The organism is Streptomyces sp. NBC_01381, from assembly GCF_026340305.1.
Taxonomy (GTDB): Bacteria; Actinomycetota; Actinomycetes; order Streptomycetales; family Streptomycetaceae; genus Streptomyces.
On record NZ_JAPEPI010000004.1, the window covers coordinates 146,812 to 167,306 of the forward strand.

The 20,495-nt window shown below is 70.5% G+C and carries 21 protein-coding genes and 1 pseudogene; 15 read left to right on the forward strand and 7 right to left on the reverse strand.

The window, feature by feature from the left end; translation table 11 throughout:
- Positions 1-29: 29 nt before the first annotated feature.
- Entirely contained in the window at positions 30-704 is a 675-nt protein-coding gene (locus tag OG453_RS41920) for a response regulator transcription factor (protein WP_266874040.1), read from the forward strand.
- 32 nt (positions 705-736) lie between these two features.
- Here OG453_RS41920 and OG453_RS41925 read toward each other — a convergent pair whose 3' ends face one another.
- Together OG453_RS41925 and cynR are read right to left on the reverse strand one after the other, a co-directional pair.
- A complete protein-coding gene (locus tag OG453_RS41925) occupies positions 737-1,630 on the reverse strand; it encodes an alpha/beta hydrolase (protein ID WP_266874041.1) in 894 nt (297 codons plus the stop codon).
- A 72-nt stretch (positions 1,631-1,702) separates the two neighbouring features.
- Positions 1,703-2,611 carry a transcriptional regulator CynR gene (gene cynR, locus OG453_RS41930; protein WP_266874042.1) on the reverse strand — a complete coding sequence of 303 codons (909 nt, stop codon included), beginning with the start codon at positions 2,609-2,611 and terminating at the stop codon, positions 1,703-1,705.
- Between the two features lie 155 nt (positions 2,612-2,766).
- Here cynR and OG453_RS41935 point away from each other — a divergent pair, with 155 nt between their 5' ends.
- Both OG453_RS41935 and cynS read left to right on the forward strand, forming a co-directional pair.
- On the forward strand, positions 2,767-3,369 hold the full coding sequence (locus tag OG453_RS41935) for a carbonic anhydrase (RefSeq protein ID WP_266874043.1): 603 nt from the start codon (positions 2,767-2,769) through the stop codon (positions 3,367-3,369).
- A 72-nt stretch (positions 3,370-3,441) separates the two neighbouring features.
- Positions 3,442-3,912, forward strand: coding sequence for a cyanase (cynS, locus tag OG453_RS41940; RefSeq protein WP_266874044.1), 471 nt, complete (start codon positions 3,442-3,444; stop codon positions 3,910-3,912).
- Between the two features lie 25 nt (positions 3,913-3,937).
- Here the strand turns inward: cynS and OG453_RS41945 are convergent, their stop codons facing one another.
- Entirely contained in the window at positions 3,938-4,594 is a 657-nt protein-coding gene (locus OG453_RS41945) for a TetR/AcrR family transcriptional regulator (RefSeq protein ID WP_266874045.1), read from the reverse strand.
- A gap of 55 nt (positions 4,595-4,649) precedes the next feature.
- Positions 4,650-5,591, reverse strand: coding sequence for an alpha/beta fold hydrolase (locus OG453_RS41950; protein WP_266874046.1), 942 nt, complete (start codon positions 5,589-5,591; stop codon positions 4,650-4,652).
- Positions 5,592-5,707: 116 nt separating this feature from the next.
- Here OG453_RS41950 and OG453_RS41955 point away from each other — a divergent pair, with 116 nt between their 5' ends.
- From OG453_RS41955 to OG453_RS41985, 7 genes are all read left to right on the forward strand, one after another.
- The gene (locus tag OG453_RS41955; protein WP_266874047.1) at positions 5,708-6,535 is read left to right on the forward strand and encodes an enoyl-CoA hydratase-related protein; all 828 of its coding nucleotides are present in this window, start codon (positions 5,708-5,710) and stop codon (positions 6,533-6,535) included.
- A 133-nt stretch (positions 6,536-6,668) separates the two neighbouring features.
- Positions 6,669-7,484 carry an SDR family oxidoreductase gene (locus tag OG453_RS41960; protein ID WP_266874048.1) on the forward strand — a complete coding sequence of 272 codons (816 nt, stop codon included), beginning with the start codon at positions 6,669-6,671 and terminating at the stop codon, positions 7,482-7,484.
- Positions 7,481-8,119, forward strand: a complete 639-nt coding sequence (locus tag OG453_RS41965; protein WP_266874049.1) for an HAD family hydrolase — start codon at positions 7,481-7,483, stop codon at positions 8,117-8,119. The genes OG453_RS41960 and OG453_RS41965 overlap by 4 nt, the downstream gene beginning before the upstream one ends.
- A gap of 30 nt (positions 8,120-8,149) precedes the next feature.
- Entirely contained in the window at positions 8,150-9,370 is a 1,221-nt protein-coding gene (locus tag OG453_RS41970; protein ID WP_266874050.1) for an acyl-CoA dehydrogenase family protein, read from the forward strand.
- Entirely contained in the window at positions 9,367-10,119 is a 753-nt protein-coding gene (locus OG453_RS41975; protein ID WP_266874051.1) for an SDR family oxidoreductase, read from the forward strand. Before OG453_RS41970 ends, OG453_RS41975 begins: the two co-directional genes overlap by 4 nt.
- Positions 10,116-11,174, forward strand: coding sequence for a phosphotransferase family protein (locus OG453_RS41980; RefSeq protein WP_266874052.1), 1,059 nt, complete (start codon positions 10,116-10,118; stop codon positions 11,172-11,174). Before OG453_RS41975 ends, OG453_RS41980 begins: the two co-directional genes overlap by 4 nt.
- Before the next feature lie 123 nt (positions 11,175-11,297).
- Positions 11,298-12,662, forward strand: a complete 1,365-nt coding sequence (locus OG453_RS41985) for an FAD-dependent oxidoreductase (RefSeq protein ID WP_266874053.1) — start codon at positions 11,298-11,300, stop codon at positions 12,660-12,662.
- A 69-nt stretch (positions 12,663-12,731) separates the two neighbouring features.
- Here the strand turns inward: OG453_RS41985 and OG453_RS41990 are convergent, their stop codons facing one another.
- Positions 12,732-13,826 carry an Ig domain-containing protein gene (locus OG453_RS41990; protein ID WP_266874054.1) on the reverse strand — a complete coding sequence of 365 codons (1,095 nt, stop codon included), beginning with the start codon at positions 13,824-13,826 and terminating at the stop codon, positions 12,732-12,734.
- A gap of 112 nt (positions 13,827-13,938) precedes the next feature.
- Here OG453_RS41990 and OG453_RS41995 point away from each other — a divergent pair.
- Positions 13,939-14,379: pseudogene (locus OG453_RS41995) on the forward strand (MFS transporter); the annotation flags it as partial.
- Here OG453_RS41995 and OG453_RS42000 read toward each other — a convergent pair.
- Complete coding sequence (locus OG453_RS42000) at positions 14,360-14,827, reverse strand: nuclear transport factor 2 family protein (RefSeq protein ID WP_266874055.1); 468 nt, start codon at positions 14,825-14,827, stop codon at positions 14,360-14,362. The pseudogene OG453_RS41995 and the gene OG453_RS42000 sit on opposite strands and share 20 nt — an antisense overlap.
- 175 nt (positions 14,828-15,002) lie before the next feature.
- Between OG453_RS42000 and OG453_RS42005 the strand changes: the two genes are divergently transcribed.
- The 3 genes from OG453_RS42005 (at position 15,003) to OG453_RS42015 (ending at position 18,398) form a co-directional block, all read left to right on the forward strand.
- Positions 15,003-15,554: a TetR/AcrR family transcriptional regulator gene (locus OG453_RS42005; protein ID WP_266874056.1), complete on the forward strand. Its 552-nt coding sequence runs from the start codon at positions 15,003-15,005 to the stop codon at positions 15,552-15,554.
- A gap of 177 nt (positions 15,555-15,731) precedes the next feature.
- Positions 15,732-16,646, forward strand: a complete 915-nt coding sequence (locus OG453_RS42010; RefSeq protein ID WP_266874057.1) for a diiron oxygenase — start codon at positions 15,732-15,734, stop codon at positions 16,644-16,646.
- Positions 16,647-16,748: 102 nt separating this feature from the next.
- The gene (locus OG453_RS42015) at positions 16,749-18,398 is read left to right on the forward strand and encodes an FAD-dependent oxidoreductase (protein ID WP_266874058.1); all 1,650 of its coding nucleotides are present in this window, start codon (positions 16,749-16,751) and stop codon (positions 18,396-18,398) included.
- Positions 18,399-18,435: 37 nt separating this feature from the next.
- Here OG453_RS42015 and OG453_RS42020 read toward each other — a convergent pair whose 3' ends face one another.
- A complete protein-coding gene (locus OG453_RS42020; protein WP_266874059.1) occupies positions 18,436-18,648 on the reverse strand; it encodes a DUF4287 domain-containing protein in 213 nt (70 codons plus the stop codon).
- A 247-nt stretch (positions 18,649-18,895) separates the two neighbouring features.
- On the opposite strand from OG453_RS42020, the gene OG453_RS42025 reads away from it, so the two are divergent.
- Entirely contained in the window at positions 18,896-20,482 is a 1,587-nt protein-coding gene (locus tag OG453_RS42025) for an MFS transporter (protein WP_266874060.1), read from the forward strand.
- Positions 20,483-20,495: the final 13 nt, after the last annotated feature.

A 20,495-nucleotide genomic window follows, 5' to 3' on the forward strand; every position in this document is an offset into this window, starting at 1 on the left:
CCCGTTGAACAGCATGCGAGGAACGCGGGATGGCCGATGCGATCCGAGTGCTGATCGCGGACGATCAGGCGCTGCTGCGCGGCAGCTTCCGTGTGCTCATCGATGCCACGCCCGGGATGACGACGGTCGGCGAGGCGGCGGACGGCGCCTCAGCGGTGGAACTGGCCCGGGAGCTGGTCCCGGACGTGGTCCTGATGGATCTCCGCATGCCCGTGCTGGACGGCATCGCCGCCACGCGGCACATCTGCTCCGACGAGGCCTTGGCGGGGGTGCGGGTGCTCGCGCTCACGATGTTCGACATGGACGAGTACGTGTACCCGGCCCTTCGGGCGGGCGCGAGCGGATTCCTGCTGAAGGACGCCTCACCGTCCGACCTCGTCGCGGGCATCCGCGTCGTGGCCACCGGCGAGGGCGTCCTGGCGCCGACGGTCACCCGCCGCCTCATCGCGGACCACTCGGGCCGCACCGAACCCGACCGGCGGGCACCCGGCCTCGTGGGGCTCACCAAGCGGGAACAGGAGGTGCTCGTGCTGATCGCCAACGGCCTTTCGAACGCCGAGATCGGCGCACACCTGGTGATCAGCCTGCCGACGGTGAAGACCCATGTGGGCAGCCTCCTGGCCAAGTTGACCGCCCGCGACCGCGCGCAGCTCGTCATCATCGCGTACGAGAGCGGCCTTGCCGAGCGCGGGATGCCGGCCTGAGGGACCTGCGCCCCGGCGTCGCCCGGCCGCCGTCAGTCCGTGACTCCGCCCGCGAAGGCGAGTGAGCGGCTGAAGATGTCATCCGCCTGCGCCTCGGTCAGTCCGTACCAGACGTGGTCGGAGCCCGGGATCGTCCAGAGTTCGACGGGTGCGCCGGCCTCGCGCAGGCGATCGGCCAGGGCCTCGCTGTGGGTGCGGTTCACCATGCGGTCGTCCTCGCCGTGGACGAGGAGGAGCGGTGGTGCGTCGGCGTGGGCCCGGGCGAGCGGGCTGGCCGCGCGGGCGAGCTCGGGTACGGAGGAAGGGGCCGCGCCCAGCAGCAGCGCTTCGGGGGACGCGGGGTCCGACGGGTCGTAGCTGCCGCGGGCGGTGGTCAGATCGCTCGGCGCGTACCAGATGACGCCGCCCGCGACCGGCGGTTCGGTTTGGGTGAGCGCGAGGAGGGAGGCGAGGTGCCCGCCCGCGGACTCTCCCCACACCACCGTCCGCCCGGTGTCGATGCCGAGCTCAGCGGAGCGCAGCGTGAGCCACCGCAGGGCGGCGCGCAGGTCGTCAAGCGGGGCGGGGAAGACGGCCTCGCCGCTGAGCCGGTAGTCGACGCAGGCGACCGCGAAGCCCGCCGCCGCTATGCGCGCGAAGGGACCGGGCGACCACGAACGCGTGTGCAGTCCCATGTCGTCGCGCCGTCCCCGGCGCCAGGCACCGCCGTGCACGAAGAGCACCAGCGGGGCGGGCGTGGGGGATTGGCCGGCCTTCTCGGGCAGCCACAGGTCGAGCTCCAGCGGGCGGCAGCCCTCGGGCACGTCGTAGGGGATCCCGCGCAGCACGCTGACGCCCGGCTCGCAGGGGGCGGCGGGCGGCAGGGCCGCGATGTCCGGGTGGGGTGCGCCGATGACCTGGAAGAGGCTGGGGGGTTCGGCCGTCACTGGGTGCTCCACTGGTGGTCGGGCAGGAAGCGCACATCGTACTGTTCGAAACTTCTTGAGGGGGCGGCCGCCTCAGGCGGGGGCGTAGGCGCGGGCCGCGACGAGCTGTTCGGTGACGCGGGTGAAGGCGCGGGCCGCGGAGCTGCGGTACGCGTTGTCGCGGTGCAGGAGCGTGACGGTCCGGGCCGGCAGGGGAGGGTCCAGCGGGACCTGGGTCAGATGGGGGTGGTCGTGCGTGACGGCGTCGGGCAGCACCGTCGCCAGGTCGGTGCGCCGGACGATCTCGGTGAGCGCCTGGATGGAGTTGGCCTCCACGGCGATGCGCGGCCGCACCCCGTGCGCGGTGAAGTAGCCGTCGATATGGGTGCGGGTGGCGAAGTCCCCGCTGAGGAGCGCGAGTTGGTGCTCCGTCAACTCGCCGACGGGCAGAGGCGCTTCGCTGTCGCTGCCGGAGTGCCGGGCCGCGGCGACGACCAGGCCGAGGGTCTCGGTGAACAGGGCGGTGGCCATGATGCCGGGTGCGTGCGGGCCGTGGAAGGCGATGCCGAGGTCCAGCTCGTCGGCGAGGAGCCCGGCCTCGATGCGTTCCTGCGTCATCTCCTTGACGTCCAGCGTGATGCCGGGGTGGCGGGTGTGGAACTCCGCAGCGAGGGGGCCGACGAGGTAGGTGGTGAACGTCGGGGTGATCGCCAGGCGCAGATGCCCGCGGGAGAGATCGGCGACGTCCAGGACGGCCCGTTCGGCCGCGGCGAGGTCCCGCAGGGCCCTGCGGGCGTAATGGGCGTAGGTCTCGCCGGCGTCGGTGAGCCGGACGGTCCGCCCGGTGCGGTCGAGGAGCTGTGTGCCCACGGCGCGCTCGAGCTGCTTGATCTGCTGGGACAGCGTCGGCTGGGACACCCGCAGCTCCTCGGCGGCGCGGGTGAAGTTGGCGTGCTCGGCGACGGCGAGCAGATAGCGCAGATGACGGAGCTCCGGAGCCATGCCCTCCAGCATAGACGGAACTATAGATCGCATCGATAGGAGTCATGGATATTGCGTCTTGGACGCTATAGGTGCAGGTCGTGCATGGTGGATCTCGCCGCCCCACAGAGCGGCAGCGCCGCCCCACAGAGCGGGCAGCCAGGAAGGGAGTGACCATGCCAGACCTCACCGAGGGCGTCACGCGATTTCGGCGCGATGTCTATCCGGCAAAGGCGGAGCTCTTCGCCGAGCTGGCCGCGACCCACCGGCCGACGACGCTGTTCATCAGCTGCTCCGACGCCCGGGTGGTGCCGGAGCTGATCACCCAGAGCGAGCCGGGCGAGCTGTTCGTGATCCGCACCGCCGGCAATCTCGTCCCCGCCCACACTCCCGGCTCGGACGGAGTGGCGGCCAGCATCGAGTACGCCGTCGCCGTCCTCGGGGTCACCGACGTCGTGGTGTGCGGTCATTCCGCCTGCGGCGCGATGACCGCGCTCGCCGAGAACCACGACCTGACCGGCGCTCCCGCGGTCGCCGACTGGCTGCGGCACGCGGACGCCTCACGGGCCCGCGTCAGCGCGGAGACCGGCGAGCGCGAGGTGGACGCTCTGGTGCGCGAGAACGTGCGCGCCCAGCTGGCGAATCTGGCGACCCACCCCTCGGTGGCCCGCGCCCTGGCCGCGCGGACGCTCACTCTGCACGGCTGGGTCTACGACATCCCCACCGGCACCGTCGAGGAACTGGACGCCACCGGCCGCACGGCCACGCTCGTGGCCTGAGCCAGAGGACCAAAACTCGTGGCCTGAGCCAGCAGACCAAAAGCAGAACCCTCCCGAAAGGAAACCCTCCCCATGCTGCACGCCCAGTTCGACCCCACCGCACGTCAGACCCTCGCCACGACCGCCGTCGAGGCCAAGCTCCGCAAGGACCTGTCCTGGCAGCAGATCGCCGACGCCGCCGGCCTCTCGGTCGCCTTCGTCACCGCTGCCGTGCTCGGCCAGCACGCCCTGCCCGAGCAGTCGGCAAAGGCCGTCGCCGAACTCCTCGGCCTGGACGACGACGCCGCGCTGCTCCTGCAGACCATCCCGACCCGCGGCTCCATCGACGGCGGCATCCCCACCGACCCGACGATCTACCGCTTCTACGAGATGCTCCAGGTCTACGGCACGACGCTGAAGGCCCTGGTCCACGAGGAGTTCGGCGACGGCATCATCAGCGCCATCAACTTCAAGCTGGACGTGAAGAAGGTCGCCGACCCCGAGGGCGGCGAGCGCGCCGTCATCACCCTGGACGGCAAGTACCTGCCGACCAAGCCCTTCTGAGCCCTTCTGATCAGATACGGGCGCTCTACGTCTCCGGTTCGGCGTCCTTCAGCTGGAGCCCGTTCTCCCAGATCTTGTTGAGCGTCGTGACGAGCCGCTCGAACGGGATGCGCTGGCCCAGCACGAACACCATGTACGCCATACGGCTCACCATGACCGAAAGCGCGTGTGCCGTCACCAGCGGATCCAGGCTGGTGTCGGCCTCGCCGTTCTCCTGCAGCGCGCTGATCAGCTTGGCGTTGCGGCGGGCGAAGGCGTTGCCGCGCTCGATGCGCAGCGCCATGAACTGCTCGTCGATCTGGGCGACTTGCTCGAACAGCGCCATCAGGCGCGCGTTCTTCTTGTACGCGCGCAGATACTCGCGGTTCGAGGCGTCGATGAGCTCGCGGGTGTCGGTGATGCCGGTGCGCTCGCGCAGGTGCGGGTGGAGCATCTCCTCCTGCACCTGCTCGACGAGCGCCTGGAAGATCTCTTCCTTGCTGTTGAAGTACGTGTAGAAGGACCCGGATGCGACATGGGCCGCCTTGGAGATGTCCGTGATCCGGGCGTCCAGATATCCGTCACGCTCGAAGACCTCACGGGCGGCCGTGATCAGGGCGTTGCGCGTCCTGACACCGCGTGCGCTGCGTGGTGTGATCGGTTGCTTCTGGCCGCCGTCTGCGGCCGGGGCCTGGGCAGCCACTGCGATCCATTCACTGTCGTTCGAACACATACGTAACCGGTGGCTGCGGATGCTATCAGCCCAGGCCGGACAGGAAGTCGAGCAGCGCGGCGTTGACCTCGTCGGCGCGCTCCTGCTGGATCCAGTGGCCCGCCCCGTCCAGGACGACATGGCCGCGCAGATCGGTGAGGACGCGGTCGAGGCCGTGCGCGGGCATGAACTTCCCCACGGGGTCCTTCGATCCGGTGATGAACAGCGACGGCTGTGCGATGAGCCGGCCGTCCAGGTGCTCCGTGAGCTCCCAAGTGCGGTCCAGGTTGCGGTAGTAGTTGAGGCCGCCGGTGAACCCCGTCTCCTCGAACGCCTTCACGTAGTACGCGAGCTCCTCATCGCTCAGCCACGCGGGAGGCGGCAGCTGCTCGTCGGGCTTCGCGGCCCACGCGGCGGAGTAGATCTCCCTGGTGACGAGCGTCCTGCGGACGTTCTCGCTCAGGGCCCGGTCGGCGACGCCCGGCTCCTGGAACCAGACGATGTAGAAGTCGTCGCCGAAGCGCGAGCGCAGGATCGGCAGCGGCGGGGCAGGGGCACGCGGCGTCGCCGGCACGCTCATCCCCACCACCGCGCGAACGCGCTCCGGGTACGCCGAGGCCATCTGCCAGACGACGATGGAACCCCAGTCGTGCCCCACGAAGACCGCGTCGTCCGCCCCGATGTCGTCCAGGAGCCCGGCGAGGTCGGCGCAGAGCGTCAGCGCGTCGTACGCGTCGGCGTCCTCGGGGCGTGAACTGCCGCCGTACCCCCGCATGTCGGGGACCAGCACGCGGTGCCCCGCGGCCGCGAGCGCGCTGACCTGGTGCCGCCAGGAGAACGCGAGCTCCGGAAAGCCGTGGCAGAGCACCACCGGAGGCCTGCCGGGGCGGCCCTCCCCGTGCTCGAAGACCCGGAGCGTGATGCCGTTGGTCGCGACGTCCCTCGCCGCGACGCTCTCCCACTCGCTGATCGGCATGTGTGTCGTCATGTGCAGAACTCCCGCTGGTGAGGGGCATGTTCAAAGTATTGAACTTGACGTTGGGTTCAAATATACAGGGCGGGTCACGGCGCGGAGCGAGAAGCGTTCAGAAGGAGGCCACGACAGTGACCGGAAGCAGTCGGACGGAGTCACGGGAAACGGTCATCGCCCAGCGGCGTGGACCCGTCCTCGTGCTGACCCTGAACCGCCCGGAGCGGCTGAACGCCTGGAACGACGAGCTGGAAGCCCGCTGCTTCGCGCTGCTCGCCGAGGCGGACGCCGACCCCGAGGTGCGCGCGATCGTCCTGACCGGAGCGGGGCGCGGCTTCTGTGCCGGAGCGGACATGGACGACCTGCGGCAGGTCGGCGAGGTCGGCGCGGCGACGGACCTGGCCGCGCTGGAACTGCCGAAGCGCGAGCGCCCGCGCTGGTTCCCGCTGACCCTGCGCAAACCGCTGATCGCGGCGATCAACGGGGCCGCGGCAGGCCTCGGCCTCGTCCAGGCCCTGTACTGCGACATCCGCCTGAGCACGCCGGACGCCAAGCTCACCACGGCGTTCGCGCGGCGCGGCCTGATCGCCGAGTACGGCATCGCCTGGCTGCTGCCCCGGCTCGTCGGGCCAGGACGGGCCATGGATCTGCTCCTTTCCGGACGCGTGGTGCGCGGGACCGAGGCGTACGAGATGGGTCTGGTCAACAGGGTCGTCGAGCCGGAACTGCTCCTCGACGCTGCGGTCGACTACGCCACGGAACTGGCCACCTGGTGCTCGCCCACATCCATGAGCGTCATGAAGCGGCAGGTCCTCCAGGCGCTCGACACCGACTTCGCCACGGCGGCCGGCGCGGCGGACGCCCTCATGCCGGAGGCCTTCCGGCATCCCGACGCCACCGAGGGCGTCACCAGCTATCTGGAGCGCCGCGCACCCGCGTTCCGCCCCCTTGACCCCAAGTGACGCACGGAAGGCCACCCGGGGCAGGCCGAGCTGCCGGCGCGCCACATGCATTGAAGTTGACATCGGATTCAACTACGGTGAGAGGACGCCAGGGAAGATCCGGACTACTTCGGGTTACCGAGTGGGAGAGTTCGTGCAGATCAACGGGAGAGTCGCGATCGTCACCGGCGCGGCGGGCGGCATCGGCGCCGCCATCGCGCAACGCCTCCTCGAGCACGGCGCTCGGGGCGTCCTGCTGACCGACCTCGACGACGGCCGGCTCGCGGCGACGGTGAAGCGGCTGGCCGGCGCGCACGGCGAGGAGAGGGTGTCCGGTGACGCGGCGGACGCCGCATCGACGGCGGACCTGGAGCGCCTGATCGCCGCGGCCGGCGAGCGCTTCGGTCCGGTCGACCTGTACTTCGCCAACGCCGGAGTCGGCGGCGGCCCGGGCCTCGACGCGAGCGAGGCGGAATGGAGCCGGGCGCTCGACGTCAACGTGATGGCGCACGTACGCGCCGCGAAGCTCCTCGTGCCCGGCTGGCTGGAGCGCGGCAGCGGCTACTTCTTCAGCACCGCGTCGGCCGCGGGCCTGCTCACGCAGATCGGCTCGGCGACGTATGCCGTCAGCAAGCACGGAGCGGTCGCGTTCGCCGAGTGGCTCTCGGTGACGTACGGAAACGAAGGCGTACGGGTCAGCTGCCTGTGCCCGCAGGGTGTCGAGACCGAGCTGCTCAGGGCGGGCTCGAGGTCGGATGATCCCGTCGAACGGGCCGCCGCCCAGGCCGTGTTGGACGCCGGAGAGGTGCTTTCGCCCCTCGATGTCGCCGATCGCGTGACGGAGGCGATCGGGGACGAGCGGTTCCTCGTGCTTCCGCATCCGCAGGTCCTCGACTTCTTCCGGCACAAGGGCAGTGACTACGACCGGTGGCTGCGCGGCATGCGGCGCTACCAGGAGGCAGTGCGATGAGTGAGGAACGTACCCGCAGCGCCGTCTTGTTCGACTTCGGCGGCGTACTCACCACCAGCGTGGTCGCCGCCTTCGAGGAACTGGGCGCGGAACTCGGCGCTGAGCGGCGGCTGTTGCTGCGGCTCCTGTCGAAGGACGAGGAGAGCAGCGCACTGCTGGTCGCGCACGAGGAAGGGCGCATCGGGGAGCGGGAGTTCGAGGACGGCTTCGCCGCGCGGCTGCGGGCCCACGGCGTGCCGGCCGTGGGCGAGGGCCTGGTGGGCCGGATGCAGGCGCAACTGCGCCCGGACCCGGACATGATCGCCCTCGTGGCGAAGATGCGGGCCGACGGACACCGCGTCGGTCTGCTCTCCAACTCCCTGGGCGACAACTGCTACGCGGGCTTCGACCTGCCCGCCATGTTCGACGCGGTGACCGTGTCCGGCGAGATCGGTGTGCGCAAGCCGTCGCGCCGCGCCTACGCCATCGCCTGCGAGCGCCTCGGCGCACGCCCGGAGGACACCGTGATGGTCGACGACCTGGAACAGAACATCACCGCGGCGCACCGCATCGGCATCGCCGGCGTAGTGCACCGCGATGCCGCCACGACGGCCGCCGCACTCGCGCGGCTGCTCGTGCCGTCGGCCGCCCCATGACACCGTGAGCATCTGACCGTTGGAGGATTCGTGTTCGACCTTTCCGACCGTGCCAAGGAGTACCAGGACAAGCTGCTCGCCTTCATGGACGAGCACATCTACCCCGCCGAGGCCGTCTACGAGGCGCAGATGGCCGAGTCCGGCGATCCGCACTTCCAGCCCCCGGTCATCGAGGAGCTGAAGACCGAGGCGAAGAAGCAAGGGCTGTGGAACCTCTTCCACCCGCACCCCGAATGGGGTCCGGGCCTGAACAACCTGGAGTACGCGCCGCTCGCCGAGATCATGGGCCGCAGCGCCCACCTGGCACCCGAGGCGACCAACTGCAACGCCCCGGACACCGGCAACATGGAGGTCCTCACCCTCTTCGGCACCGAGGAGCACAAGGAGAAGTGGCTCAAGCCGCTGCTCGCCGGTGAGATCGCCTCCGCGTTCGCGATGACCGAGCCGGCGGTCGCCAGCTCCGACGCCCGCAACATCGAGATGCGGATGGAGCGCGACGGCGACGAGTACGTCCTCAACGGCCGCAAGTGGTGGACCTCCAACGCCCTGCACCAGAACTGCAAGGTCCTGATCGTGATGGGCAAGACCGATCCGGAAGGGCCGAGCCACCGCCAGCAGAGCATGATGGTCGTGCCCCTCGACACTCCTGGGGTCACCGTCCTGCGCGGCCTCCCGGTCTTCGGCTACCAGGACCGCGAGGGCCACGCCGAGGTGCTCTTCGAGAACGTACGCGTGCCGGTCACGGCGCTGCTCGCGGGCGAGGGCGACGGCTTCATGATCAGCCAGGCGCGGCTCGGCCCCGGCCGCATCCACCACTGCATGCGCTCGATCGGCATGGCCGAGCGCGCCCTCGACCTGATGATCGACCGCGCGCAGTCGCGTACGACGTTCGGTGCGCCGCTCGCCGACCGGGCCAACATCCAGGACTGGATCGCCGAGGCCCGCATCGAGATCGACATGGCGCGGCTCCTCACCCTCAAGGCCGCGTACCTGATGGACACCGTCGGCAACAAGCAGGCCCGCACGGAGATCGCCGCGATCAAGGTCGCCGCTCCCGAGGTCGCCCTGAAGGTCGTCGACCGCGCCATCCAGGTGCACGGCGGCGGGGGAGTCTCCGACGACTTCCCCCTCGCCAGCATGTACGCCCATCTGCGCACCCTGCGCCTGGCCGACGGCCCCGACGAGGTGCACAAGCGCACCATCGCGGTGCGGGAACTGCGCCGCCGTGAGAACGAGCGGGCCGCGCGGTGAGCGGCCCGCTCGACGGCAAGGTCGCCGTCGTCACCGGAGCGTCGCGAGGCATCGGCCTCGCGGCCGCCGCGGCCCTGCGCGACCAGGGCGCGCAGGTCGTCGTGACCTCCCGCAGCGAGGAGCGCGCCAAGGAGGCGGCCGCCCAACTCGGCGACGGCGTGGTCGGGTTCGGCGCGCACGCCACCGACGAGGAGGCCGCGCGCGCCTGCGTCGACTTCGTCATCGGGACGTACGGGCGGCTCGACATCCTCGTCAACAACGCCGGTACGAACCCGGCGTACGGCCCGGTCATCGACCAGGACCACGGCCGCTTCAGCAAGACGATGGACGTCAACCTGTGGGCGCCGATCCTGTGGACGTCGCTCGCGGTGAAGGCGTGGATGGGGGAGCACGGCGGCTGCGTCGTCAACACCGCCTCGATCGGCGGCTACTCGGTCGCCGCCGACGTCGGGATCTACCACGTGTCGAAGGCCGCGCTCATCCACCTCACCAAGCAACTCGCCCTGGAACTCGCCCCGAAGGTCCGGGTCAACGCCATCGCGCCCGGCGTCGTACGGACCCGGCTCGCCGAGGCACTGTGGCAGGAGCGCGAGGCGACGGTCGCCGCGGCGACCCCGCTCGGCCGGATCGGTGAACCGGAGGACATCGGCTCCGCGATCGCCTTCCTCGCCGGGGACGGCGCGCGCTGGATCACCGGCGAGACCCTCGTCGTCGACGGGGGGCAGCTCCTGGGCCCAGGAGCCGTATGAGGGCGGCCGACGCCCGGTCCGGGGCGGCGCGGGACATCGACCTCGAAGCGCTCGCCGCATGGCTGGCCGGGCGCGGCGAGCAGGTGACCGGGCCGCTCACCGCCCGGCGCGTCGGCCTCGGCCAGAGCAACCTCACCTACCGGATCGACGACGCGAGGGGCGGCTCCAGCTGGGTGCTGCGCCGTCCCCCGCACGGCTCGCTGCTCCCCACGGCCCACGACATCGCCCGCGAGCACCGCATCCTGGCGGCGCTCGCCGGCACGCAGGTCCCCGTGCCGGCGGTGGTCGGTCTGCGCGGCGAGGCCGGCGTCGATCAACTGGTCATGGAGTACGTCGACGGGGCCGTGCTGGACAGCGTGGAGATCGCGCGGGCGCTGCCCCTTCCGGTCCGCGCCGGCGTGGGCCCTTCGCTCGCCCGCACCCTCGCCGCGATCCACGCCGTGGACCTGGAGCGGACCGGTCTCCACGACCTCGCGAGCCACCGCCCTTACGCCGAGCGGCAGTTGAAGCGGTGGTCCCGGCAGTGGGAGCAGAGCCGCACCCGCGATCTGCCCTCCCTCGACCGGCTCACCGAACTGCTGCGCCGGCGCGTTCCCGCGCGGCACACGCTCTGTCTGGTCCACGGCGATCTGCACGTACGCAACGTCATCTGCTCGCCGAGCACCGGCGCGGTACGGGCCGCCCTGGACTGGGAGCTGTCGACCCTCGGCGACCCGATGGCCGACCTGGGAACCCTGCTCGCCTACTGGCCGGAGCCCGGCGAGGTCCCGGCCGCGCGGCCCGCCCTGGGCGTGACCGCACTGCCCGGATTCACCCGGCGCGACACGCTCATCGCCACGTACGCGGAGGCGAGCGGCCGAGAAGTGGGCCCGGAGCTGGGCTTCTGGCACGTCCTCGCGGTCTGGAAGATCGCGATCATCGGGGAGGGCGTCCTGCGGCGGGCCCGCGACGAGCCCCGCAACGCCGCGGAGGGCGGCCCGCCGAGCACCGCCTACATCGACCACATGGTCGACCAGGCCTGGGTACTGGCAGGTCACTACGGTCTCGGCCTCTGATCGGCCGCCGATCGACCCATAAGGCAGCCTTATGGGGTCATAAAGCCAACCCGGTTACTAACTAAGGCTTGCCTTAGTTTAGGCTGCCCGTCGAGTCACCCATCGCTCGAAGGGAACCTGAACATGCCTCGCCCTCTGCGGGTAGCCATTGTCGGAGCCGGCCCGGCCGGGATCTATGCTGCCGACGCGCTGCTGAAATCCGCAGTGGCTGCCGACCCCGGTGTGTCCATCGACATCTTCGAGCGGATGCCGGCCCCCTTCGGCCTCATCCGCTACGGCGTCGCCCCCGACCACCCGCGCATCAAGGGCATCATCACGGCCCTGCACCAGGTGCTCGACAAGCCGCAGATCCGCCTCTTCGGCAACGTCGACTACCCGCGTGACATCAGCCTCGACGACCTGCGCACCTTCTACGACGGGGTGATCTTCTCCACGGGCGCGACGGCCGACCGGGCCCTCGACATACCCGGCATCGACCTCGACGGTTCCCACGGTGCCGCGGACTTCGTCTCCTGGTACGACGGGCACCCGGACGTGCCGCGCACCTGGCCGCTGGAGGCCGAGAAGGTCGCCGTCCTGGGCGTCGGCAACGTGGCCCTCGACGTGGCGCGCATCCTCGCCAAGACCGCGGACGAGCTGCTGCCCACCGAGATCCCGGCGAACGTCCACGAAGGTCTCAAGGCGAACAAGGCCCTGGAGGTCCACGTCTTCGGGCGCCGCGGCCCCGCGCAGGCGAAGTTCAGCCCCATGGAGCTGCGGGAGCTCGACCACTCCCCGAACATCGAGGTCATCGTCGACCCCGAGGACATCGACTACGACGACGGCTCCATCGCCACCCGGCGCGGCAACAAGCAGGCCGACATGGTCGCCAAGACGCTTGAGAACTGGGCCATCCGCGACATCGGCGACCGCCCGCACAAGCTGTTCCTGCACTTCTTCGAGTCGCCCACCGAGATCCTCGGCGCGGACGGCAAGGTCGTCGGACTGCGCACCGAGCGCACCGCCCTCGACGGCACCGGCAACGTCAAGGGCACCGGCGAGTTCAAGGACTGGGACCTCGGCGCCGTCTACCGCGCCGTCGGCTACCTCTCCGACGAGCTGCCCAAGCTGCCCTGGGACGTCGCGTCGGGCACCGTCCCGGACCAGGGCGGCCGGGTCATCGAGGAGAGCGGGGAGCACCTCCAGTCCACGTACGTCACCGGCTGGATCCGCCGCGGTCCCGTGGGCCTGATCGGCCACACCAAGGGCGACGCCAACGAGACGGTCGCCAGCCTCCTGGACGACCACGCGAACGACCGTCTGCACACCCCCGCATCGCCCGACCCGGAGGCCGTGGACGCGTTCCTCGGCGAGCGGGAGGTCCGCTTCACCACGTGGGACGGCTGGTACCGCCTCGACGCCGCCGAGAAGGCGCTGGGCGAGCCGCAGGGCCGTGAGCGCGTGAAGATCGTCGAGCGCGAGGACATGCTGAAGGCGAGCGGCGCCTAGCAGCACCGCCCCTGGCAGCACCGCCCCTGGCCGATCTCGGCCAGGGGCAGCTGTGTCACCGGGCTGACGTCAACGGCGCACGGTGATCGTGTACTTCGCCCGCGCGTCCGGCAGGCCGTCCGTGTTGCGGGCCGTGATCGTGAACTCGGCCTTCGTGGCGTTCTCCGGGACGCCGGTGATGCCCCCGGTGTCCTTGTTGAGGCGAAGGCCCTTGGGCAGCGCGCCGCCGGTCACCTCGTACCGCACGGTCGCCGGGGTGTTCGTGGTCACCCTGGCCTCGTAGAGACCGTCCGCCTGAGCGGTGGGCAGCGGGGCGGCGCCGAGCTTCGGTTCCGGGGCCACGACCCGCTGGGCCGCGCCGATCGGCTTGCCGTCGGCGTCCAGTTCCTGCAGCGACCACTCCTTGCCCGGCTTGACGGCCGTGAGGTGCCAGTTGGTGGACTGGTCGCGGAAGCGGGCCTTCTGCGCCTCGCTGAACGCGCCGATGTCACGGGCCGTGTCCCACTGCTTGATCGCGTCGAGGACCCGGAGACTGTTGTCGCCGCCCGCGGTGAGGCTGCGCAGCGACGACTGGAAGCCCGACCCCGCGTTGAGGCCCGCGCCCCGCGCCATCTTGCTCTCGATGCTCAGCAGGCTCTCGTTGCCCTTGAGGCTGATCCAACCGAGCATTCCGGGAAGGAAGTTGGCCTTGTAGAACGCGTTGTTGATGAAGACCTGGTCCATGCTGGTGACGCCCACCTCGCCCCAGCTCGCGCGGGTCAGCGCGTCCCAGGTGTTGGACGTCATGCGGCTGGTCTCGGTGATGAAGCCGTCCTTGGCCTTCGTCTTCGCGTACGTGCCGTTGATCAGGCGGGCCTGCCCGTAGGGGGCCCAGCCGGACTCGGACGCCGACTCCACGCCGTCGTACGAATTGGACATGATCCCGGTGTCGTTCCAGGCGGTGGAGAGGCGACCCGCGATCTCGTCGATGATGCCCTTGCCGCCGATCGCACCGGCGTAGCTGTTGGCGATCACGCGCGCGGCGGTGTCCCCGGTGGCGTGCCCGGTCGCGGCGGAACCCCACTGGGCCCGGCGCAGCCCCGTCACGCGCCACTCGTCGCCGTCCTGCTCCGCCACCGTGTACTGGACGAACTCGTCGCCGATGCGCAGCAGCCGGTTGTGCACCCCGTCGCCGAGCAGTGCGCCCGAGTCCAGGTACAGCGTGGTGTCGCCGGCGCCGAGTGGCCGGTCAGCTCGGCGCGGCCGCCCAGGGCGAGGCGGTCGTCGGCGGGGGCCTCTCGTCGTCGCGCAACCGCTCCTCGCGGACCGGATTGCGGGCCTGTCCTACGCCCGTGCCCTGTGGCTCGGCTTCGGCACGATGACCTGCGGGATGGCCACGCTCGCCATCGGCGACCACGTTGCGATCCTGCTGGGATCCCTTCTCATCTGTCTCGGCGAGATCGTCCTCTTCTTCAAGAACGACCTTGAGGCGCTGGCCCGCTCGCCGCGCGCGCCCGCCGTCGTCTTCGGCCGCCAGCGCCTGGCAGCGGGGATCGGCGCGTTCGCCAGCGGGGTCGCCGGAGGCGAGGGCTGTCAACTGGCCGAACGCACCGGCAGGACCGGCCTGTTCTGGGTCGCGGTGGCGGCCCAGTGCGTGGTGCTGCCGCTGTTCCTGGCCACCTTGGTGCGCGGTCGGCGTCAGCGGCGGCCGCAGGCCGTCACAGACCGAGTTCGCTGAGTCCGGGGTGGTCGTCGGGGCGGCGGCCCAGCGGCCAGTGGTACTTGCGGTCGGACTCCGCGATGGGCAGGTCGTTGATGCACGCGTGGCGCGCCCGCATCAGGCCGGCGTCGTCGAACTCCCAGTTCTCGTTCCCGTACGAGCGGAACCAGTGCCCGGAGTCGTCGCGCCATTCGTACGCGAAACGCACCGCGATGCGGTTGCCGTCGTGGGCCCAGAGTTCCTTGATGAGCCGGTAGTCGAGCTCGCGGTCCCACTTGCGGGACAGGAAGGCGACGATGGCGGCGCGCCCGGTGACGAACTCGGCGCGGTTCCGCCAGTGCGAGTCCTCGGTGTAGGCCAGGGCGACCTTCTCGGGATCACGGCTGTTCCAGCCGTCCTCGGCCAGCCTGACCTTTTCGGCGGCGGTCTCGCGGGTGAACGGGGGGACGGGGGGTCGTGCGGTCATCGGGGTGCCTCGTTTCCGGTCGGTTCCGGGCGGTCGGGAGAACGTGCGTTCTCCGCGTGGTGTGTCACCATAGGAGAACGCGCGTTCTCGCGCAAGGGAGTGGCTGCCCGCCGCCCCGTAGTACGGTCGGTACCGTCGAAGAACGTTCGTTCTCCTTCTTGGGTTTGGGGCTCTCATGGATCGCGCCGAGGCAGAGGCCCGCGTACTCGACGCCGCCGAGGCGCTCTACTACGAGCGCGGCGTCCAGGCGGTGGGCATGGATCAGGTCCGTGCGGCCTCCGGGGTCTCCCTCAAGCGGCTCTACCAGGTCTTTCCGTCGAAGTCGGAGCTTGTCCTCGCCTGCCTCGACCGCCGCGACCGCCGCTGGCGGGCGCGGCTCGCCGAGTACGTGGACGGCAGGACCTCGGGGGAGAGCCGCCTCCTCGCGGTCTACGACTGGCTGTACGAGTGGTTCTCCGAGCCGGACTTCCGCGGCTGCGCCTTCATCAACTCCTTCGGTGAACTCGGCGCCGTGGACCCGCCGGTGGCCGAGGCCGTCCGGGCGCACAAGGACGCCTTCCGCGACTACGTGGCCGGACTCGCGGCCGCCGAGGGGCAGCCGGAGGGGGCTGTCGGCCCCTTGGTCCTGCTGGCGGAAGGGGCCATGACCACGGCCGCGATCTCGGGGTCACCGGAACCGGCGCGTGCGGCGCGTGCGGGTGCGGCTCTGCTGCTGGCTGCCCGGTAGTCGTTCCGCGCGCCTGCCCTGTGAGTGGAAGGCCCGAGATAGTTCTTACTCGGGGGTAGGCCTGTCCCGTTCCCTTGTTATACGGTCCGTCAGCAAGGGCTCCGGCGGCGTTGCGGGACGGCACGGCGGTCCGTTGCCTCGACGTTGGCGCACACCTCCGAGTCAAGGAGCCGCAGCATGGCAAGCAGCACTGTTCGGCCGACCGCACAGGGTCATTCCCAGGACGACGACGTGGCCCGGCGGCTGCTCGAATCGGCCGCCGTGCTGGCCTACGACCCGGCCACCGAGGTCGACTGGGAGACACCGCTCGACCGCGACTACCACGGCGCGAGCCCGGAGTGGAGCTCCCTCTACGGCACCGCGTACTGGCAGGAGTTGACCGAGGCGCAGCGCAAGGAACTGACGCGTCAGGAAGCCGCCTCGGTGGCCAGCACGGGCATCTGGTTCGAGATGATCCTGCAGCAGATGGTGCTGCGCGACGTGTACGCGAAGGACCCCACCAGCGCCGAGGTCCAGTGGGCGCTCACGGAGATCGCCGAGGAGTGCCGCCACTCGATCATGTTCGCCCGCGGCGCCCAGAAGCTGGGAGCGCCCGCCTACCGGCCGCACCGTGCCGTCATGGAACTCGGCCGCGCGTTCAAGACCCTGGCCTTCGGCGAGGCGGCGTACGCGGCGATCCTGGTGGCCGAAGAGGTGCTCGACGTCATGCAGCGCGACTGGATGCGGGACGAGCGGGTCGTGCCGTTCGTCCGCACGATCAACAACATCCATGTGGTCGAGGAGTCGCGGCACATGAAGTTCGCCCGCGACCAGACGCGCAAGCGGCTCGTGGGCGCGGGACGGGTCCGCCGGCAGATCAACGCGTTCGTCGTCGCGGTCGCGTCGTACTACATCGTCACCAGCATGGTGAACCGCAAGGTGTACGCGAACGCGGGGCTCGACGAGAAGCGCGCCGTCGCCGAGGCGAAGGCCAACGAGCACCACAAGTCCATGATGCGGTCGAGCTGTTCGGGCCTGATGGAGTTCCTCGCGTCCGCCCGGCTCCTCACCAAGCCGGCGCTGGCCTTCTACAAGCGCGCCAACCTCATCTGACCCGACCGCGTCCGACCCCACCGCGTCTGACCGATCGCGTCTGAACCGCCCGTATCCGACCCGACCTCAGTCGATCCGAGCCGAACGAGTCGAGCCGCCACCATGACCTATGCCATCACCCAGACCTGCTGCACCGATGCCACCTGCGTCGCCGTCTGCCCGGTCAACTGCATCCACCCGACGCCGCAGGAACGGGAGTTCGGCAGTACGGAGATGCTGCACATCGACCCGACGACCTGCATCGGCTGCGGTGCCTGCGCCGACGCCTGCCCGGTCGACGCGATCTTCCCCGTGGACGGACTGCCGGCCGCGCAGCAGGAGTACGCCGAGATCAACTCGGCGTACTACGAAGGGAAGGCGCCCGATGGCGAGCCCGACGGGCCGAACTTCCACGTCTGGGACGAGCCTTCCTTCCCGCGGGTCCTGCCGTCGGACTTCGCCCCGCTGAAGGTCGCCGTCGTCGGCACCGGACCAGCCGGGATGTACGCCGTGCGGGACCTGTTGCTGCACACCAGCGCCGAAGTCACGCTGATCGACCGGCTTCCAGTGGCCGGCGGGCTCATACGCCACGGCGTGGCACCGGACCACCCCGCGACCAAGAAGGTCGGCGAGACCTTCGCGCGCTTCCACACACATCCGCGGGTGCGCATACACCTCGGTCTCGACGTGGGCACCGACATCACCCCGCAGGAGCTGGCCGCGCACCACGACGCCGTCATCTACGCCGTGGGTGCCGCCGCCGACCGCACCCTGGCCGTGCCGGGCGAGGACCTGCCCGGCATGGTCTCCGCCCGGTCCTTCGTCGCCTGGTACAACGCACACCCGGACGCGGCGCCGGACGCGATCGACCTCTCCGCCGAGCGCTTGGTCGTCGTCGGCAACGGCAACGTCGCCCTCGACGTCGCCCGGATCCTGCTCGCCGAGCCCGACGAGCTCGCCCGAACCGACATCGCCGACCACGCCCTGGCGGCGCTGCGTGCGAGCAAGGTCCGCGAGGTGGTCCTGCTCGGACGGCGCGGCCCCGAAGACGCCGCGTACACCGCATCCGAGCTGATCGCGCTCAAGCACCTGCCGGGTGTGGAGCTGATCGTCGACGACCACGACCCGCGGATCGCCGCGGCCATCGACGAGGCGGGCCCGAAGGACAAGGCCGCCGTCCTGTGCGGCGTGCCCCGCTCCCGGCCGCCCTTGGCGGAGCCGCCCGCGGCCGGGCGGCGCATCGTGCTGCGCTTCCACTGCACCCCGTTGGAGGTGGAGGGCCAGGGCGGTGTCCGGGCCGTGCGCGTCGCGGAAGCCTCGGGCGAGCGGGCGATCCGTACCGGCCTGGTGCTGCGCGCGATCGGCTACCGCGGAGTTCCGGTCGCCGGGCTGCCCTTCGACGAGGCCACCGGCACCGTCCCGCACGAGGGCGGCCGCGTCACCGGACGGCCCGGCACCTACGTCGTGGGCTGGATCAAGCGGGGCCCCAGCGGCGGCATCGGCGCCAACCGCATCTGCGCCGCCGAGACGGTCACCACCCTCCTCGCCGACGCGGTCGCCGGCGCCCTGCCCGCACCCGAGCGCGCGCCGAAGGCCTTCCACCGCCTTGCCCGGCGCCGCAACCGCAAGGTCGTCGACGCCCGCGGCATGGCCGCGATCGAGCGCGCCGAAGTCACCCGGGGCGAACGCGACGGCAGGCCCCGGGTGAAGCTCGCCACCGTGGAGGAGCTTGTGCCGACGGCGCGCAGAAGTCGCGGGGGAGTGCTGCGCTGAGCCGGGCCACAAGGGCCCAACCTGCCACGCCCGCGCCTCACTTGGCGCGAGCCTCGGCAAGGGTGTGGGCCACGAGGGCGTTGGCGTGCCCGTGGCCCAGGCCGTGCTCGGTCTTGAGCCAGGCGACGAGTTCCATGTGCTTGGTCAGCGGCGAAGAGCGGATGAGCTCCAGCCACTCGGTGACCGGGCGGCCGTACTTCTTCTCGATCGAAGGAAAGTAGCTGGCCGGGCCGTTGGCGGCAGTGCTCATGATGGCGGTGTCCCGTCTGTCGTGTTGGTGTCGCAGGCAAGTGGTGATGTCGCAGGTAAGACGGGAGGGGCTGGGGAAAGTCATCGGTCGGCCCGGGACATCTTTGGATCGCAGTGACCGTGCGGTGCAGGGTTGTTCGATTGGCGGGGCCGGAGTGCCCGGACTAGCCTTGAGCCAGTGAACGCAGCCGTTCACTGCCGGCCCGCGGTGTGAGGCCGGACTGAGGCGTCAGCACGTAAGCAATCCCATGACGGCCGATCGATCTTCACCCTCGGTGTCTGCCGAATCCCCGGAGCGGGGACGGGGCAGCGGTATCGCGCTTCTCGTCATCTGCTCGTGCCAGCTGATGGTGGTCCTCGACATCACCATCGTGAACATCGCGCTTCCGCACATCCAGACCTCGCTCGGCTTCTCCACCGAGACCCTGTCCTGGGTGGTCAGCGCCTACACGCTGACCTTCGGCGGCCTGCTCCTGCTCGGCGGGCGGCTCGGAGACATCCTCGGCCGCCGCAGGGTCTTCATGTTCGGCGTCCTGCTCTTCGTGTTCGCCTCCCTGCTCGGCGGGCTCTCCCAGGAGTCCTGGCAGTTGCTCGCGGCGCGGTCGCTGCAGGGCGTCGGTGGCGCCATCGCATCGCCCACCGCCCTCGCGCTGATCACCACGACGTTCCGCGAAGGACCCGAGCGGAACAGGGCGTTCGGTGTGTTCGCCGCCGTCTCGGCGGGCGGCAGCGCGATCGGACTGCTCGCCGGCGGGCTGCTCGTGGAGTGGCTCGACTGGCGCTGGGTCCTCTTCGTGAACATCCCCATCGGCCTGGTGATCGCGCTCGCGACGCCCCGCTACATCCAGGAGTCCGAGCGCCACCCCGGCCACTTCGACCTCCTCGGCGCGCTCACGTCCACCGTCGGCATGGTGCTCCTCGTCTACGGCTTCATCCGCGCCTCCGAGGACGGCTGGAGCGACACGCTGACCATCGCGTCCTTTGTGGCGGCCGTGGTGCTCCTCGGCGTGTTCCTCGTCATCGAGAGCCGGTCGAAGCAGCCCATCACGCCGCTGTGGATGTTCCGCGACCGCAACCGCGCCGGTGTCTACGGGATGATGCTGAGCCTGGCCGCGGCGATGTTCGGGATGTTCTTCTTCCTGACGCTGTTCGTGCAGAACATCCTGGACTTCAGCCCGCTGCGGGCCGGGCTCGCCTTCCTGCCGGTGAGCGTGATCATCGCGATAGGAGCGGGGGTCGCATCCCAGCTCCTGCCCAAGTGGGGGCCCAAGCCCTTCATGGTGGTCGGCGCGGTCCTGGCCGCCTTGGGGCTCGGCTGGCTGACGATGACCGATGTCGAAAGCACCTACGCGGGAAGCATCCTCGGGCCCATGCTGGTCTTCGGCTTCGGCATGGGCATGCAGTTCGTGTCGCTGACCCTGATGGCGGTGTCGGGCGTGGCGTCGCATGAGGCGGGTGCGGCCTCCGGGGTGCTCAACGCCACGCAGCAGGTGGGCGGTTCGCTCGGCCTGTCCGTCCTGGTCACCGTCTTCGGCACGGCGAGCCGCAACGAGGCCACCGACCAGGTGGCGCGGTTCATGGCGGAGGCGAACCCCGCCCAGCTGGCGGAGTTCCGCAGGACCGGGGAGCTCCCGGGGAGCTGGGGCGACCAGGTCCTTGCTTCGGGCATCTCCAGTTCGTTCATCGCTGCCGCCGTCTTCGCGATCGTCGCCGCGCTGATCGCCCTGTTCGTCATCCAGGTGCGCCCCGCGGATCTGGAGCGGCTCCAGGGCAACGGGGCGAACCCGCTCGCAGCGGCCGGGGATGTGCCGGACGAGTCTGCGCGCCCCGATTGAGGCGCGGCACCGC